General features: G+C 58.6%; 13 protein-coding genes and 1 pseudogene. 8 read left to right on the top strand and 6 right to left on the bottom strand.

The genetic code is table 11. From position 1 onward, the window contains the following. Positions 1 to 186: 186 nt before the first annotated feature. The 4 genes and pseudogenes from FVF58_RS06160 to FVF58_RS06175 all read right to left on the bottom strand — a co-directional run bounded on the left by FVF58_RS06160 (position 187) and on the right by FVF58_RS06175 (position 2,971). Positions 187 to 1,119 carry a phytanoyl-CoA dioxygenase family protein gene (locus tag FVF58_RS06160; protein ID WP_149668999.1) on the bottom strand — a complete coding sequence of 311 codons (933 nt, stop codon included), beginning with the start codon at positions 1,117 to 1,119 and terminating at the stop codon, positions 187 to 189. 511 nt (positions 1,120 to 1,630) lie between these two features. Continuing rightward, positions 1,631 to 1,728, bottom strand: a pseudogene (locus FVF58_RS06165) (IS6 family transposase); the annotation flags it as partial. Positions 1,729 to 1,887: 159 nt separating this feature from the next. Next, positions 1,888 to 2,652 (bottom strand): sterol desaturase family protein, encoded by a 765-nt coding sequence (locus tag FVF58_RS06170; protein WP_149669000.1) that lies wholly within the window; start codon positions 2,650 to 2,652, stop codon positions 1,888 to 1,890. 46 nt (positions 2,653 to 2,698) lie between these two features. Next, positions 2,699 to 2,971, bottom strand: a complete 273-nt coding sequence (locus FVF58_RS06175; RefSeq protein ID WP_149669001.1) for a hypothetical protein — start codon at positions 2,969 to 2,971, stop codon at positions 2,699 to 2,701. A gap of 25 nt (positions 2,972 to 2,996) precedes the next feature. On the opposite strand from FVF58_RS06175, the gene FVF58_RS06180 reads away from it, so the two are divergent. Genes FVF58_RS06180 through FVF58_RS06190 form a run of 3 tightly spaced genes read left to right on the top strand, consistent with a single transcriptional unit; the run spans position 2,997 to position 6,158 of the window. Further along, positions 2,997 to 4,232, top strand: coding sequence for a tyrosine-type recombinase/integrase (locus FVF58_RS06180; RefSeq protein ID WP_149669002.1), 1,236 nt, complete (start codon positions 2,997 to 2,999; stop codon positions 4,230 to 4,232). Then, entirely contained in the window at positions 4,229 to 5,164 is a 936-nt protein-coding gene (locus FVF58_RS06185) for a tyrosine-type recombinase/integrase (protein ID WP_149669003.1), read from the top strand. The genes FVF58_RS06180 and FVF58_RS06185 overlap by 4 nt, the downstream gene beginning before the upstream one ends. Position 5,165: 1 nt before the next feature. Next, complete coding sequence (locus tag FVF58_RS06190) at positions 5,166 to 6,158, top strand: tyrosine-type recombinase/integrase (RefSeq protein WP_149669004.1); 993 nt, start codon at positions 5,166 to 5,168, stop codon at positions 6,156 to 6,158. A 170-nt stretch (positions 6,159 to 6,328) separates the two neighbouring features. On the opposite strand, the gene FVF58_RS06195 is transcribed toward FVF58_RS06190, so the two are convergent. Further along, complete coding sequence (locus FVF58_RS06195; RefSeq protein ID WP_425468923.1) at positions 6,329 to 6,664, bottom strand: phage integrase N-terminal SAM-like domain-containing protein; 336 nt, start codon at positions 6,662 to 6,664, stop codon at positions 6,329 to 6,331. A 566-nt stretch (positions 6,665 to 7,230) separates the two neighbouring features. Between FVF58_RS06195 and ltrA the strand changes: the two genes are divergently transcribed. Beyond that, a complete protein-coding gene (gene ltrA / locus FVF58_RS06200; RefSeq protein WP_149669005.1) occupies positions 7,231 to 8,568 on the top strand; it encodes a group II intron reverse transcriptase/maturase in 1,338 nt (445 codons plus the stop codon). Positions 8,569 to 8,758: 190 nt separating this feature from the next. On the opposite strand, the gene FVF58_RS06205 is transcribed toward ltrA, so the two are convergent. Further along, on the bottom strand, positions 8,759 to 9,364 hold the full coding sequence (locus tag FVF58_RS06205) for a TetR/AcrR family transcriptional regulator (RefSeq protein ID WP_149669006.1): 606 nt from the start codon (positions 9,362 to 9,364) through the stop codon (positions 8,759 to 8,761). A gap of 130 nt (positions 9,365 to 9,494) precedes the next feature. On the opposite strand from FVF58_RS06205, the gene FVF58_RS06210 reads away from it, so the two are divergent. The 4 genes from FVF58_RS06210 to FVF58_RS06235 all read left to right on the top strand — a co-directional run bounded on the left by FVF58_RS06210 (position 9,495) and on the right by FVF58_RS06235 (position 16,258). Next, on the top strand, positions 9,495 to 10,418 hold the full coding sequence (locus FVF58_RS06210) for an NAD-dependent epimerase/dehydratase family protein (protein WP_149669007.1): 924 nt from the start codon (positions 9,495 to 9,497) through the stop codon (positions 10,416 to 10,418). Next, positions 10,415 to 10,765 carry a DoxX family protein gene (locus FVF58_RS06215; protein WP_246216947.1) on the top strand — a complete coding sequence of 117 codons (351 nt, stop codon included), beginning with the start codon at positions 10,415 to 10,417 and terminating at the stop codon, positions 10,763 to 10,765. Before FVF58_RS06210 ends, FVF58_RS06215 begins: the two co-directional genes overlap by 4 nt. A gap of 841 nt (positions 10,766 to 11,606) precedes the next feature. Next, entirely contained in the window at positions 11,607 to 14,027 is a 2,421-nt protein-coding gene (locus tag FVF58_RS06230) for a glycosyl hydrolase family 95 catalytic domain-containing protein (protein ID WP_149669009.1), read from the top strand. Between the two features lie 86 nt (positions 14,028 to 14,113). Beyond that, positions 14,114 to 16,258 (top strand): alpha-galactosidase D, encoded by a 2,145-nt coding sequence (locus FVF58_RS06235; protein ID WP_188130720.1) that lies wholly within the window; start codon positions 14,114 to 14,116, stop codon positions 16,256 to 16,258. Positions 16,259 to 16,279: the final 21 nt, after the last annotated feature.

Raw genomic sequence — 16,279 nt, forward strand, 5'->3', positions numbered from 1 at the left:
ACTCAACGCCGCGGCTAGTCAATTGAATGGACGTTCGTGGAAAACCCTGAACTACGAGACGCACGCAAAAAATTCAGCAATCTATTGCCGCCACCCAGGTTAAATCCGTACAAAGTGGCGAATTTTTTCAAAGACGGGACCGAAGTAATTTTCCCTGTCCGAGTCGATCCAGCAAAATAAAATGTGTTATGTGCGCGTGCGGCGTTGCATCAAAGACCACCAACGGCGTTTAAGGCCGTAATACAGGCGATAAGGATCGAAAGTGTTGCGGCGCATCAGACGACGATAAAAAGTGATAATCTTTCCGGCGCCCTGTTTCCATTTACGTTCAGTTTCGTCCCGCTTTGTAAGCTGATCTAGCCAGTTGAATTCGCGGTATTCCTTTGAAACGACAGCGGGAACATCGAAGACGACGACATATGCAAAACGAGGAGTGGCCGAGACGTTTGAACCTGCCCCGTGCAATGTGCGACCCAGGTGCACCGTGCACCCGCCAGCCGGGATCGGACAAAAGACTGCGTCGTCGGGATTGAAACCGTCGTAACATTCAATCCCGTGTGAACGCTCCTTGCCCACGAGTTTCCTGTGAGGCTGAACGCCGCGAAGGTGCGAGCCCGGAATGAACCGCAGGCAGCCGTTTTCGACCGTGGCAGCTTGCAGCGGTATCCAGAAGCTCACTTCCTGATACGTGAACCGTGGATTGTGGAAGGCTTCGTCCTGGTGCCACGGGGTCTCAGGGCCGGCTACCGGGGGTTTGTAGAAGAGGTGATCTCCCGAAAATCGCGCGCGGGGACCCAGAATCTGTTTAGCCAGCGACTCAAGACGCTTGTGATAGGGCATCCGGCGCAACCTCGGATTGAAGTTGCTTGGCGTAAGCAATTGGGTGAGTCCGGTTGACGCGAGCGGATTCTCGCCAACGAAATCAAATAAAGCGCCCTCTTGCGCACCGGTACCGGTGAATATAAGCCGCTCGCAGATAGCCCTGAGTTCGGCAATTTGGTCCGAGGATACAACATTCTCAAACGAAGCAAACCCGCGCTTTTTAAGCGCGGCCATCTGATCGATGTCTATGCCGTTTGGCTTAAGCCTGTCAGGATCGACAATGGTCTTTGCTTTCATTTCTTTCACCCGATTTAGTGTGGCCGATTTCCTGTCATCCTAACAACTGCGATTTGAAGGTTATGTGCGGTACTTCTTATATCGACACTCTTTTTCGCAACCGGCATTTGCAGTTGCCGTCGAAGCGTTATCTTTTAACCGGCGCACCTATCCGCGCTGTCTTCGCCGATTCCATCTCTGTTTTAAATTGCGCGCTTTCAATCGAGTGCGCGTGATCGGCGTGTTTGTCGACGAGCACGAGTTACGCAAACTCCGGATTCGCCGCGAAAACGGTGCGGCCGTACGGTAGGTTTGCCAGCGTTGGGTCGAACTCTGTCAGCAGGCTGAAGCTGATATCCAGTGGTATGGGGTCAATCGAAGGCAGCAAGTTCAAAGCTGTGAATAGCCCCGGGCGTACGCCACTTGAATTGCCCCTTCCGGCTGGTAACGAGGCGCCGAAGTGCCGCCGTCCCATGCCAACCTCGACTTTTCTGGTTGTGCAACACCCATGTTGTAGCCTGTCCCGGCCCCGGCGTCGGACCGCTTCGTAGCTGACGATAACCCCGCGCTCGACCAGTGGCTCTTCGATATCTCGCAGGCTGAGCTGAACCTGAAATACCAGCGTACCGCCCGATCTTCCTCGACCTTCTTTGCAACGTGACGGTACGGTGTGGGTCACAGGACTAGTTTGCGGAGCATTTCGGCATTGCCGCCTCCACTCAGTTCGCGACCGCAACGGCCACGCCATTGGCTGTCACGATAACCGCAGCAGGCTCGGCCAATACGGGTTCACTTGCTGGCGCTTTGCCCGAACCAAAGGCCAGAACAGTTGCACCACACCGGCTTCGACCGGCGTTCCCACGGCCACGCCAAAGGCGTCTTGCCCTGTCGTTGTCCATAGGCCGTACCATGCAGGACATCCCAGACGCAGAGGGTGTCCCCATAGTTGGACGATGCGTTGTTATACCGGCCGATGCCATGATGCACGTGATGAAAGTCCTGCAAGACCACTATTTTTTCGACGACGTCAAGCAGCAGACGTCCAGCAACGTAGCGCCGCAACCGGAGATCCCAACGAAAACCCGTATGTTGCAGCAGCGTCACGACGCCCTTGAAACCGAACACCAGTGCCGAGGCGGCGCCGGCGCTTGCATAGATCATCACGGGCGCCATCCACGCTGCCGGAATAGGGAAGTAGTAGAACTTGTTCTCGCGCGACGCCATCAGGACATTCAGATAGGTGGGCGTGTGGTGAGGCTTGTGCAGGCGCCATAGGACCGGCCGTTGGTGCGACGTGCGGTGGAGCCAGTAATTGATGTAGTCGTCGACTATCAGGATCACGAAGAACATCGGCCACAGAGGGACGTGAGCCAGGACGTCCTTCCCATGAGGAAAGAGTCGGACGATGCCCCAGCCCATTGTCACGACCAGCAGCGCCCGAAGCGCGAACGGAATGATCGTGGTGAGCAGGTTGAAGCCGATTTCGCGGTTGCTCGATGCCCGCGGGTTCATGAATTCCCCGGTCGCGAGGTCGAGCACGAGCAATGACAGCATCAACCCGGCAATGATGACCAGATTCCTGTTCTTTTTCCTTTTGCCATTAGTGCGCGGGGGAGGCGGGGAGGTCTTCCACGAAGAAGACAGCCTTTCCGACCTTGGTGGGATTGACGCTGACCTGCACAGCCACGCTGCCCTCGATACCCGCGAAGACCCGCAGGCGTTCAAGCAGCACCGGCGAGAGCAGCGCGTAGTGGTCCTTGCGGCCAAATGTTTTTCCGAAACTTATGTTGTGAATCCCCCGACGTGTGCCGTGAACGCTCCTTTTTTCTCGCATTGACAACACATAACTTTTGGTCGTTGACTGGAGGAGCATCTCATGTTCCGACGGAGGTTCGACCATGTTTGCCCAACTTTTCAAGCGTGCGTCAGCGGTAGCCCGTCACTCGACGGCGCCTTTTGCCGAAGAACGGATTCGCTATCTGAATTACTGCGTGCATCGGGGTGACTCTTATTGGTCGGTACGACGTAAAGCCCATGACCTGCTTTGGATCGCACAAAGGCTCCAGCACCGTAATAACCTGCGTGTCACTGTCGATCAAGTACGATCACTCGTTGTCGATCGCGAGCGCACAAGTGGTCCTCGGCTCGACTTACCCACTACGCGGAGGAGGCTGATCGCCAACGCTTGCACATGGATCCGATTCCTCGGCAGCCTGCGTGAACCTATCGAACACATACCGTTCGGCTCGCGGCTGGATGAATATGCCGACTGGGCAAAACAGGAGCGCGGACTCAGCGACGCCACAATTGACAGATTCCGCCGAAATGTCCGGCAGTTCTTGAAGTGGTACGGTCCCCTCGGACGACCGCTATCGAGCGTTCGGGCTACGGATATCGATGGCTACCTTGCTTTCGGGAGGGACCGCGGGTGGTCCCGCGTTACTGTGAGCAATACGGTGGACGCCCTGCGGGCGTTCTTTCGCTTCGGTGGCCAGCAAGGGTGGTGCAATACGCATCTGGCAAATGCCATTCCGAGGCCTCGGATTTACGCACTGGAGGGATTGCCAACGGGACCATCGTGGCCAGATGTACAACGGCTTCTCGCCACTTTGAATACACTTCGTCCCGCCGACGTACGTGACAGGGCGATCCTGATGCTGTTTGCGATTTACGCTTTGCGTGAGAGCGAAGTGGCGAATCTTCGCCTCGAGGATATCGATTGGCAGCATGATCAACTGAATATCCATCGCGCAAAAAGGGGGAAGGCGCAGGTATACCCGCTGCTGCCTTCAGTCGGCAACGCCATTGTTCGTTATCTGCGATCGGTCCGCCGGAATGGCAAACATCGAGAGGTATTCCTGACTCTCGTGTCACCGTTTCGTCCGCTTTCGCTGAGCGGTCTCTACGACATAGTCTCCTACAGACTGAAGTCGTTGAATATCCAGTCCCCCCACTACGGCCCACACTGTCTGAGACATGCCTGCGGAACCCGGTTGGTTACAGAAGGGTTGACCCTCAAGGAGATTGGCGATCATCTTGGACATCGCCGCACCGCGTCGACCCGCACGTATGCAAAGGTTAATCTGCCCGGTTTGCGTGAAGTGGCAGCCTTCGATTTGGGAGAGCTGGCATGAGACTTCAAGAACTCGTCGAGACCTACATCGCGTTCAAGGCTTCATTGGGTATGCGCTATCGATCACAATCCGCCGTGCTCCGTGCCTATTGCCGCGCCATGGGTGATATAGACATCGAGGACGTCAGGCCAGGCGCAGTCCTGGCATTTATCACCGGCACTGGACCGGTAACCAATCGCTGGCTGGAATGCTACAGGGTCCTGGATGGCCTCTACCGTTATGCAATTGGACGCGGTTTTGCGAAGAGGTCTCCGCTCCCTGCGGATACCCCGAGGCATCCACCGCCGTTTGTCCCATACATATATACAGTTGATGAGCTAAAGCGGTTAGTGGCGGCAACTGAAATACTGCAAACACAGTTGTCTCCAATGTTGGCTCAAACCATGCGTAGCTTGCTTCTGCTTCTATATGGGACAGGAATGCGCATTGGCGAGGCGCTATCGATCACCCTGCGGGATGTCGACTTGAAGAGCAGCACGATAACGGTTCGTGATGCTAAATTCTTTAAGACCCGCCTGATTCCCATCGGCCCACGGTTGGCAAGCGTTTTGGGCGAATATCTGTCACGTCGTCGTCAGCTCCCCATGCCAGATGGTGACAACTCAGCGTTTCTTGCCACGCGTACTGGCCTTCACCTGAATTACAAGCGTGTGAATAAGCTGTTTTGCCGGCTTCGCCGAGCTGCACAGATTCAGCGGGAGTCTACGGCGCGTTACCAGCCTCGTATTCACGACATTCGACACGCCAGCGCCGTTCATCGGGTCGTCGCGTGGTATCGCGTCGGCGCCGAGGTACAACGCCTGTTGCCGCAATTGGCCACTTACCTGGGGCATGTTGACTTGAGGTCCACGCAGCAGTACCTCAGCATGACGCCAGAGCTACTGCGGGAAGCCAGTTTGCGCTTTGATCGCTACGCGCAATCGGAGGTGTGAGATGCGTGACAATAACTCGATTGGACCATGGATACGCAGGTTCCTCCTGGAACACGTCGCCACAGAGCGCAATCTCGCGCGCAATACCCAACTCAGTTATCGCGATACGCTGGTACTTCTGCTTCCGTTCCTGAGCAAGGCACTGGGGAAGGCAGTCGATCGCCTTTCGATCGATGATCTCTCGCCTGCCAGTGTGCGCTCGTTTTTGCGGTATCTGGAGAAGGAACGTCGCTGCAGCGGCGCCACGCGTAATCTGCGTCTGGCGACGATCCATTCGCTCGCGAAGTTCATCGGCATGCATAGCCCGGAGCATGTGGCATGGTGCGCAGCAATACGTGGCGTTCCTTTCAAGAAGACGGCGTCATCAACTCTGACGTACCTGGACAAGCCGGAAATGGAGGCATTACTGCACACGCCTGACCTGCATACGGCATTGGGAATGCGGGACCACGCCTTGTTGCTGTTCCTCTATAACACCGGAGCGAGAGCTGACGAGGCTGCTCATCTGTCATTGGAAGATATCAAATGGGGCACCTCTCCTGCGGTACGCCTGGTCGGCAAGGGTAAGATGCGCTGGTGCCCCATCTGGCCTCGTACCGCGGACGTTTTAAAGCCGCTTATTGCCGGACGCGCGTGCGGAGAATTCGTGTTTCTTAACCGGCTCAATCAACCGCTGACACGGTTTGGTATCTATGCCGTCGTGCGTCGAACGGTTGCCCAAGCGAGTCAGGCTTTGCCGTCGCTGATGGCAAAGACCATCAGCCCCCATTGCCTGAGGCACACCTGTGCCGTCCATTTGCTTCGTTCGGGCGTGGACATCAACACCATTCGGGCATGGTTAGGGCATGTCTCCTTGGATACCACCCATATCTATGCAGAGGTCGACCTGGAAATGAAGGCTAAAGCGCTTGCCCTGTGCGATCTACCGAAGGAGACGAGGACCAGGCCTTGGCATACTGATGCTGGCCTCATGAGCTTCCTGAAAGCCCTCTGACGATCGGATAAGCGGACGAAAGTAATGTTGCCGCGTTTCGAAAGCGGGTGCCGCCAGAATGGTATTCCAGTCGTCGCGGCAACATAAGCTTCGGAAAAACATTTAATCGTAAATGTTCGCGAGGACATTTGCGGCCCTTGCACTGTTCGATGCGCAGGGTCATGCGCTGGCTATCGACGTCGCTGCCCTTCGCAGCGTGAGGGCTCGCGCATGGGCTGCATGCGGGCCATCCGTTCGGGCTCTTGAGCGTGACTTCGAAGAATAACTTCAGCCCCGTGATCGCGGCGTTCAGCGAGACCAGGCGACGTGCTGCGATCGACCAGATGCAATTGGTAGCTTCGCAGATCCTCGACGGTGGCGGTATCGGGCGAGCGTCCGGGAAACCGGGCAAACTCGCGCACGATCCGCAGATAGGTGGCTTGCGTCTTGGGCGAAAACTGGCGCATGCACATGTCGTCGATCATGCACTGACGCAGCCGTCTGACGCTCGGGTGGGAGGAAGTCATGATTCGGCTCCTGCTGGAGAACGAGGCGGATTGCCTCATTCGCCAACATACGGAACCGCGCGGCGCACCTCTCACGACCCGTCACGCCTGGCCGGAGCCCCTACCGCGCGAGCGGTTTGGTGTACGCCCGTGATGGCGTGCTATCTGCGGGGTGTAAGTCCCCGTCGGAGTTGGCCACAGCTCCGTAGCCGAAGGTAACTGCGTCGTCGCGAGGCGGGGTGGGGAGTAACCGGAGGCGAACTGTCGGTCCGTAGGTTAACGAACCTGTTTCGGCGGGGTATGGCGGCGAGCCTGCACTAAAGTGGCGAAGCTTGGAAGTAACACAGCACGCTGTCGTGGCGGATAAAGCGGTGCGGTGGCGTACCACGTGGTTGAGGACGGAACGATGGGACGGTAGCACGCAGCAAGCGGGGAGACCTGCCGGCGAGGTGAACGCTGGCAGGAGTCAGAGTCCCGATAGTACTGCACACGGACGGGTTGGGCCGTGGAGACCTGCGTCAGAACAAAAGGCGCACTAGGGAAGCGGGGCAGGAAAGTTGATAGCAAAAGACCGGAAGGAAGCAGAGATGAAGATCGAAGCATCGCCAGTGTCGGAAACGACTAGACGAGATGCAGATGCGCCGGGAAGCTGCGTGCAGCGGAAACTCGCGTCAGCTTCAATCTGGACGGACGCTATGTTGGCTGCTCTACAAAACGGAGTTAAAGGAAGTAAGTGGCATAGTCTGATTGACAAGGTGTTTCGCCTGGACACGCTCGCGCTCGGTTGGGCTCAGGTCGAGAAGAACGCCAGGGCGGCGGGAGTGGACCGCATGAGCGTGAAGCGATTCGCGCAGGCGCGGGACCGCTACCTCTCCGAACTGGCGCATGCATTGCAGGATGGTAGCTATCGCCCGCAGCCGGTGCGGCGTGTCTACATACCGAAAGGTAAAGGACGTCGCCCGCTCGGTATACCCGCTGTAAAAGACCGCGTAGTTCAAGCGGCCATGAAGCTGGTGATCGAGCCGATCTTTGAACATGAGTTTGAGCCACGAAGCTACGGCTTTCGCCCGGGCTTAGGCTGCAAGGATGCGCTGCGCGAAGTAGACCAGCATGTGAAAGCGGGCTACTGCTGGGTGGTCGATGCCGACCTGCAAAGCTATTTTGACTCGAATCCACACCTACCCCTTCTTGCGAGGGAGGCCGCGCGAATTGCGGACGGCCGGGTTCTGGAACTCATCCAGTCCTTTCTCAAGCAAGACATCATGGAAGACATGACGCGTTGGACGCCGACTTCCGGCAGTCCTCAAGGGGCGGTTGTCAGCCCCCTGTTGGCAAATCTGTACCTGCACGAGCTTGACGTGGAAATGCGCCAGGCAGGGCTGGTCATGGTGCGCTACGCGGATGACGCCGTGGTGTTATGCCGCACACGTGAGGAAGCGGAAGCTGCGCTCTCTCGCATGCGGGCCTGGGTGGATACGAACGGCCTGACACTGCATCCGGACAAAACCCACGTTGGGGATTGCCGGCTGGAGGGTCATGGGTTCGAGTTTCTGGGCTACCGGTTCGAGGCGGGTCAACGTTGGGTGCGCACGAAGAGTCTCATGGGGTTGCGGGATAAAATCCGGGCCCTGACCAAGCGTCACCGGGGCGATTCGATCGAGAGCATTATTGCGTCGATCAACCCGATCCTGCGCGGCTGGTTCGGCTATTTCCAGCACGCCCACCGCTACACCTTCTCGTCCGTCGACGGCTTTGTTCGTCGCCGTCTGCGAGCGATCTTGCGCCGACAGCTTCATCGTCCGGGTCAGGGTCGCTGCCTTCGTGATCACACGCGATGGCCAAATGCCTTCTTCGCTAATCTTGGGCTGTTCACGATGTCCGAGGCCCTTCGATTGGCGCGCCAATCCCGATGCGGAAACAACTGACTGGAGAGCCCGTCGCGGGAAAACTGCACACCGGGTTCGGAGGGAGGGGACGGCGCTCGCCGTTTCCTACCCCTATCCTTCGGCCATGAACGGACGGTCGGCAATGGCGCGTAGATTGCGGTGTCTCGCTTCCCGCGCTACACGCTGTTGCGCTCGGCATGCAGTGGCTCGACATCTTATGCGGCGCTCCTTAGCGAAGTGCAGCCGCCACCGCTTCGTCAATCTGCAGCGCAAAGCGCGCTTCAACATCGGGCACCGTGTAGCCAATTGACAGTTCCAGATACGCGTCGCCTAGCACCAACTGAACGAATGTCGCTGCCCGCAATGCAGCAGTCGATTCGTCAAACCGCTTTCGCAGAATTTTTGCGGCGAAGGCACGCACGACCTTTGCACCATTTTCGTAAAACACATGGCCGAGTTCGGGAAGACGCTCGGCCTCAGCAACGATGGCCCGGTAAAGCCGCAGATTATCCGGCGCGATAAGGTTGTGTGCCAACACCCATCCCAACTCGCGCAACTCGACTTCGGGTGATCGATCGGATTGCTCGTCCCGAGCGCTGGCAAGAAATCCACCCACCTGAGCGCACATCGAGCTCACCAGACCAACGAAGAGCGCCTCCTTCGACTTGAAGTGGCGGTAGACCGTCTGTTTGCCGACGCCAGCGGCCGCGGCGACATCGTCCATCGTTGCCAGGCCGAAACCCTGGCTTAAAAAAACGGTCTTCGCGCCGTCGAGGATGGCGGACCGCTTACGGCGTTGCAGCGGGCTCAGGTCGGGGAGAGAGGACGTGTTCATGCCCGATTAATAACAGATCGTCGAGTAGTTGACAAGACTGGTCAGTCTCGTTTAGATTGGTCGAAACGAGACCGACAAGTCTCGTTCCTGTGACTTATCAACTTCGTCGGCAATCATCGAGGAGAACGCTATGGAACTATTCATTACAGGTGGTACGGGCTACATCGGGCAGGCGGTCGCGCGCAAGGCAATCAGCCTCGGCCATCAGGTGACGGCGCTGGTGCGCGACGACAGGTCGGCGGCCGCGAGCGCGCTGGCACGTGTCGGCGTGAAACTGCATGGCGGCGACTTGCGTGAGCCACAGTCTTTCGCTGCGACTGCCGGTGCCGCTGATGGCGTGGTGCACATGGCGTCGACCAACGATGCTTCCGCCGCTGCTGCTGACGAGGCTGCGGCTGAGGCGATGCTTTCGCATTTGCATCCGGGCGCGGCGTTTGTCTATACGTCGGGCACCTGGGTCTACGGCAATACGGAGGGCGAGCCCGCGACGGAAGCATCGGCGCCGAACCCGACACCACTCGTCGCGTGGCGGCCCGCAGTGGAGCAACACGTGCAGGCGCTGGCGGCACGCCGCTCGATTGCCGCGGTGATCCTCAGGCCGGCAATGGTGCACGGCTACGGCGGCGGCATCTTCGGCATGCTCGCCGGCATGGTCCGTCAGACCGGCAGTGTGAGAATCGTCGGCGATGGGCGCAACCACTGGCCTGCCGTGCACGTCGATGATCTCGCCACGGCATATCTGAGCGCAGTGGAGCGCGTGGCAAGCGGGGACGGCCGGGTCACGGGACAGATCTTCAACGTGGTCGCGGAAGATGCCGTTGCCGTAGCCGAAATGGGCGAAGCGATTCGGGCCTCGGTCGGCGCCGACCGCGTCGAATTTTGGCCACTCGACGATGCTCGCAAATCGCTTGGGCCATTTGCTGACGCACTGGCGCTCGACCAGACGGTAAGCGGCCAGCATGCCCGGCGAGTTCTTGCGTGGGAACCCCACAGCCCCGGCCTGATTGCGGACCTCTCTGACCAGAAGCACTTTCAGCAAAGCAACGGGGCATGACGATGGCGTTAAACACTGCATCTATCGAATCGATTCTCGCGACGATCGTAGCGGTTCTGTTCGCGGTTGCTGGGGTGATCAATCTCGCAGGACGCGGCGCGGTGAAGCGCGACTTCGCACGTTGGGGTTACCCGGCATGGTTTCGGTTGCTCTGTGGCGCTCTCGAGCTGCTCAGTGCAGCACTTCTTCTTGGACAACAAACCAGAGTTTTAGGCCTAACGCTGGTCGGTGCGATCATGATGGGCGCGCTCCTCACGTTGCTACGAAATCGGGAGCCGTTCCGGCATCTCGCCCCGGCGCTGATCTTCTCGGCTCTCATTGTGGCTACTGTGGCGCTCCGTGGTTGAGGCTTCCTCGCCACCAGGCGAGTGAGCCCGGGACGCTAACAGGCGGCCGAGTGCTGCCCCTTCTTGACGAAACCGGTCTCATCCACGATGAGCACCGCGTCACGCTCCCACGTCTTTTCAGTCAAATGCACAATTCATTAACCTAGGAATGCGAACGAGTTTAAGTATGGTAAAAAAATACGGCTGTAGTACTAAGCGAAAGCTCATCGAGTCAACCAGCGATCGCCTTCCACTGGCTGTGAACCGCCACGAGAATCGCGGGGTGTGCGTGGTTTACGATGAGCGACACCATGATGGCGGTGTTCGAGCATCCGAATGATCGACCGATGGAAGATTGGGAAAAACGGAATGGGCGCCGGGTGTGCCCGTTGCGAATATCGTCATTGAAAGACAGGTCGCCGGCGTCTTATGACAGACTCGTCGAGAGTTATCTAGTGTTTGCATCGCTTGCTTGCGCGTTTGGCACAGCGGTTAATGTGAACACCGCATGGCGCCATTCATGCGCCATGAAAATCGTCAAGATAATTAGATTTCCTATGGGATAGCCGAGGCCGGCGTAGATGCGCGCTGTGGGGGGAGTGCTTTGGCGCATCGAAGACCTCTGGGCAGGCTATATGAAGGTATCCAAATCGACATGAAAAGCTGCAAACTTAAAACTAAGGTTTCCTAATTTATTTGAGAGCTGAAATCCACCTGTATCGCCCGAGACGATGCAATCGATCCCACTATCTGCGCTGTCGTACTAGGGGAATAACCTAATGGTCTTACCAAATCCTGCGAGTGCATATTTAAATCAAATATTCATAGGTGAATTCAGCATAAATCTCTAGCAGGAGACACGATGAAGATTTCCGTTAATCAAAAACGTCGCAAGCTGCTGAAGTTGGGCAGTGCAGCTGTCATCCTCCCCGTTGCGGCACGTGCCGGAGCTGCAACCAGTTCCTCGCCCGGCGCGACCGGCGATCCCTCCTCAGGTTCATCCCAAACTTTTGATTCAGTCAACGCTGCGGCGCAGGCGAATTCTGCGTTCGTTCCCGCCAATCAGGCGCTGCTGTTCCAGTACGACTCGCCTGCCGTCGAGTCATTGATCCAGTTTCAGGGTCTGCCGGTCGGCAATGGGCGTCTCGGCGCGATGGCCGGCGGCGCGAGCGATCACGAAGCGCTCTATCTGAACGAAATCACGCTGTGGTCGGGCAGCAAGAACGTCGTCGATCCGGCCTACACGACGACAGGGATGGGTAGCTACCTGACACTCGGCAAGCTCTACATCGATCTGCCCGCTCACGCCGGCGCCACGAACTACCAGCGCTCGCTCGACATCAGCAACTCGGTCGTGCGCACGCAGTATCGGGTCGGGGGCAAGACCTATCGGCGCGAGATTTTCAGCAGCTTCCCCGACAACGTGATCGTCGTGCGGCTCGCCTCCGATGGTGGCAGCTATAACGGCACCGTGTCGCTGACCGACGGACAGGGCACGCAAACCATTGGCGAATCGAATCGTGCGCTGTCGTTCTCGGGCTCGGTAAGCGGCAGCGGAGAGCTGTACTCGACCTACATGCTGGTCGTTCCGGATGCAGGCGTCGCTTCGCTCAACTCGTCTACTGCGCAGATCACGCTGCAGGGTTGTCCGGCGCTCACGATCATCATTGCGGCGCGCACCGACTACAACGGGCGCTATGTCGAAAACTATCTGACGGGTATCAATCCGCGCGATGCGGTGATCGCGGACGTGCAGCGGGCCGTGTCCTGGCGCTACAGCGATCTGCTCGATCGCCACGTACGGGACTATCGCGCGCTCTTCGGGCGCATGGACATCGATCTCGGCCGCTCAAGCGACGCGCAACGAGCGCTGACGATCCCGGAGCGGCTACTCGCACGGCAAGTGAATCCCAACGTGGCCGACCCCGAACTCGAGGCGATGTACGTGCAGTTTGGGCGCTACCTCACGATCTCGTCGTCGCGCGGCTCGATGCCGGCGAATCTGCAGGGCCTGTGGAGTACAACGAACAACCCGCCGTGGATGGCCGACTACCACACCGACATCAACATCCAGATGAACTACTGGCTCGCCGACCGGGCCGGGTTGCCGGAGTGTCAGCAACCGTTCGTCGACTACGTCACCGGGCAATTGCCTTCGTGGGTCCAGTCCACGAAGAATCATTTCAACGATGCCGCCAACGTGAATTACAGCAATTCGAACGGCAACGTCGCGGGCTGGACGGTGGCTATTTCGACGGGCATCTACGGTTCTATCGGCTGGGACTGGAGCCCTCCAGCCAGTGCCTGGTATTGCCGCACGCTGTGGAATCACTACCAGTACACGCTGGACAAGGCTTATCTCGCGCGGATCTATCCCGTGATGAAGTCCGCGTGCGAATTCTGGCAGGCGCGTCTGATCCGCGACCCCGCGACGGGTCTGCTCATCGACGACAAGGACTGGTCGCCGGAGCAGGGGCCTCATCAGCAGCTCGGGATTACCTACGCGCAGGAACTCGTGTGGGATCTGTTCACGAACTATCTGAGCGCGAGTCGATTGCTCGGCCAGGACGCGGATTTCGCGCGCTCGATCGCAAGTATGAAGGCGCAGCTCTATCTGCCGAAGGTGAGTCCGACGACAGGCCAGCTTCAGGAGTGGATGAGCGACAGCATCGTCGGCGAGACCGGGCATCGGCATCTGTCGCCGCTGATCGGCTGGTTCGAAGGCGAGCGCATCACGCTCGATAGCGATCCGAAGCTCGTGGCCGGCGTGAGGGCGCTGTTGCTCGCGCGCGGCTTCGACTCGTTCGGTTGGGGGCTCGCATGGCGCATCGCCTGCTGGGCACATTTCCACGATGCCGCCAACTGCTATTCGATGATTCCGAAGCTGCTGCGTTATTCAGCGGGCAACGACGGCGTGAGCGGCACGTTTGCCAACATGTTCGACGCGTATGCGCTGTCGAGCAACGCGTCGGCTTTCCAGATCGATGCGAACTTCGGCGGTCCGGCCGCAATACTGGAAATGCTACTGCAAAGCCGGATGGATCGCATCACGCTGCTTCCTGCGCTGCCGTCGCAATGGAACACGGGGCATCTGACGGGAGTACGCGCGAAAGGCGGGTTTACGGTGGATCTCAAGTGGAACCGTGGCGCGCTGTCGTCCGTCAAGCTCACCAGCGTTGGCGGAACACAAACGACACTGCAATACGGCAACGTGGCCCGTGCGGTAACGATGCGGGAAAACGGAACGGCTCGATTCGACGGCAACCTGCAGCCGACTTCGTAAAGCTCCTACGGGTCGGGCAGCCCGAAACAAAACGCCGCACAGCAGTTGACCAGAAGTCCCAGTTTCATTCTCAACGAAGGAAAACCATGAAGATCCTGGGTCGCACACAGGTGTATCTGTTTCTCGTGAGCGTTATGATGGTTTTCGGTCTGTCCGCCTGCGGGGGTGACCAGCAAGGTGCCTCCGACGCAACGAGCGTCATGCAAGCTGCGGCCAACTCCGCAAACGTTTCACCATCGCTAGACGCCTCGTCGCAGACGCAGGCTCAAACGTCGATCGCGTTGCCACCCATGGGCTGGGCCTCGTGGAATGCGTACGGCTGCAACATCAGCGAAGATCTGGTGAAGACGGCCGCGGACGTTATCTCCGGTGGCCTGAAGAAAGACGGCGCGTTGAGGAAAGCGGGCTACAACTACATCAACGTCGACGACTGCTGGTTCGCGCCAAATCGCGATGCGCAAGGCAACCTGGTCGCCGACCCCGTGAAGTTTCCCAGCGGAATAAAGGCGCTGGCCGACTACGTTCACGCCAGAGGCCTCAAGTTCGGGATATACGAAGTGCCCGCCGCCGAAACCTGTGCGCAGCGCAACAACCTGTACCCCGGACATACCAATCCGATGGGCAGCCTCGGGCATGAGGCGCAGGATGCCAACACGTTTGCGTCATGGGGCGTCGACTACGTGAAGTACGACTGGTGTTCGCCGGACGGCACCACCGACGATCAGGTGGCCGGTTTTCAGAAGATGCGCGATGCACTGAATAGTGCGGGCGCCGCGATGAATCGACCGATCGTCTACAGCATCAATCCGAACAGTTTCCATGTCGACAAGACGGGCCGCTCGTACGACTGGGGGCAAGTCGCGGATCTGTGGAGAACGACCGAGGACATCACTTACGACACGGGCACGCCGGGCCATCAAAGCACGCCGGATTTTTCCAGAATTGTGAACCAGAATTTCTACGGCAACCTCTTTCCTGAAGCACAGCATACGGGCGCTTATAACGATGCGGACATGATGCTTGCCGGGTTCGGTCTGACTGCCGCTCAGGACCAGACGCACATGAGCTTGTGGGCCATTTCCGGCGCACCGCTTATCCTGGGTGTCGATCTCACGACGCCGCTCAGCGCGGCCACGATGGACACGCTGACCAATCCGGAGGTGCTTGCTGTCGATCAGGATCCGCGCGGCTTGCAGGCGATCCGCGTGGCCGTACCGCAGAACGGTCTGGGCGTGTGGGCGAAACTGCTGTCCGGTCAAGGTCGCCGCGCAGTGGTGCTACTCAATACGACCGGGTCCGCCGCAGCGATCACGGTGAACTGGAAGGACCTCGGACTGGACCCTGCCGCTTCGGCCGACGTTCGGGATATCTGGGCACACAAGGATCTCGGTTCGCACACGTCCGGATACACGGTGCCCGCCGTTCCGGCCGGTGGCTCCGTCATGCTGGCGATCGTCGGCACAGACGATGCATCGAAGGTCCAGGTGACCAAACCGATGTCGCATGAAGACGGCGTGGCCCGATATACGGTGAATGCAACCACGGGCGGATACATCGACGTCACTTATCGGAACAATGGAAAGTCCGCGGTGAAAGTGTCGCTGATTCTGAACGAGAGCGTGCTGACGACGATCCAGCTCCCCATCACCACGGGTCAGTCCCAGGGCACCGTCACGGTCTACATGCCGTTCGTGCCGGGTAGCAACAAGCTGACGTTCGTTCTGCCAGGCAAGGGCGGTCGCGCTCCGTCAATCGGCAAGGTGACGCTGATCGCCGCTCCGCAGCCCGCGTTGCCGCCCGTCATCTATGAAGCGGAAAGCCCCACCAACATCATTCAGGATGCGTCGGTACAGGCATGCAATATCTGCAGCGGTCACGAAAAGGTCGGCAATTTCGTGAACTCGGATTCCAGCCTGCAGTTCAACGGAATCGTCGCGGCTGCCGATGGCAACTATGCGGTCCCCGTGGTTTATATCAGTGCGGACGACGGCGGTGGTCAGCCTCGCGCGATGAACGTGAGCGTCAACAACGGCCCGCCGATTGCGGTGCAGTTTCCGGGTGAAGGCACCTGGGACTTCCCAATCCTCTCGAGTGTTCAGGTCGTGGTCCCGCTCAAGGCCGGCGTAGCCAACACCATCAAGTTCTCCATGGTTTCAGGCAACTACGGTCCCGATATCGATGGTCTGGGTGAGGCGGTGAGCCAGCCGGTCAGCCAGCCAGTGAAACAGTGATCGAAGACTCAGGGAGACAGG

It is taken from the genome of Paraburkholderia panacisoli, from assembly GCF_008369935.1.
Taxonomy (GTDB): domain Bacteria; phylum Pseudomonadota; class Gammaproteobacteria; order Burkholderiales; family Burkholderiaceae; genus Paraburkholderia; species Paraburkholderia panacisoli.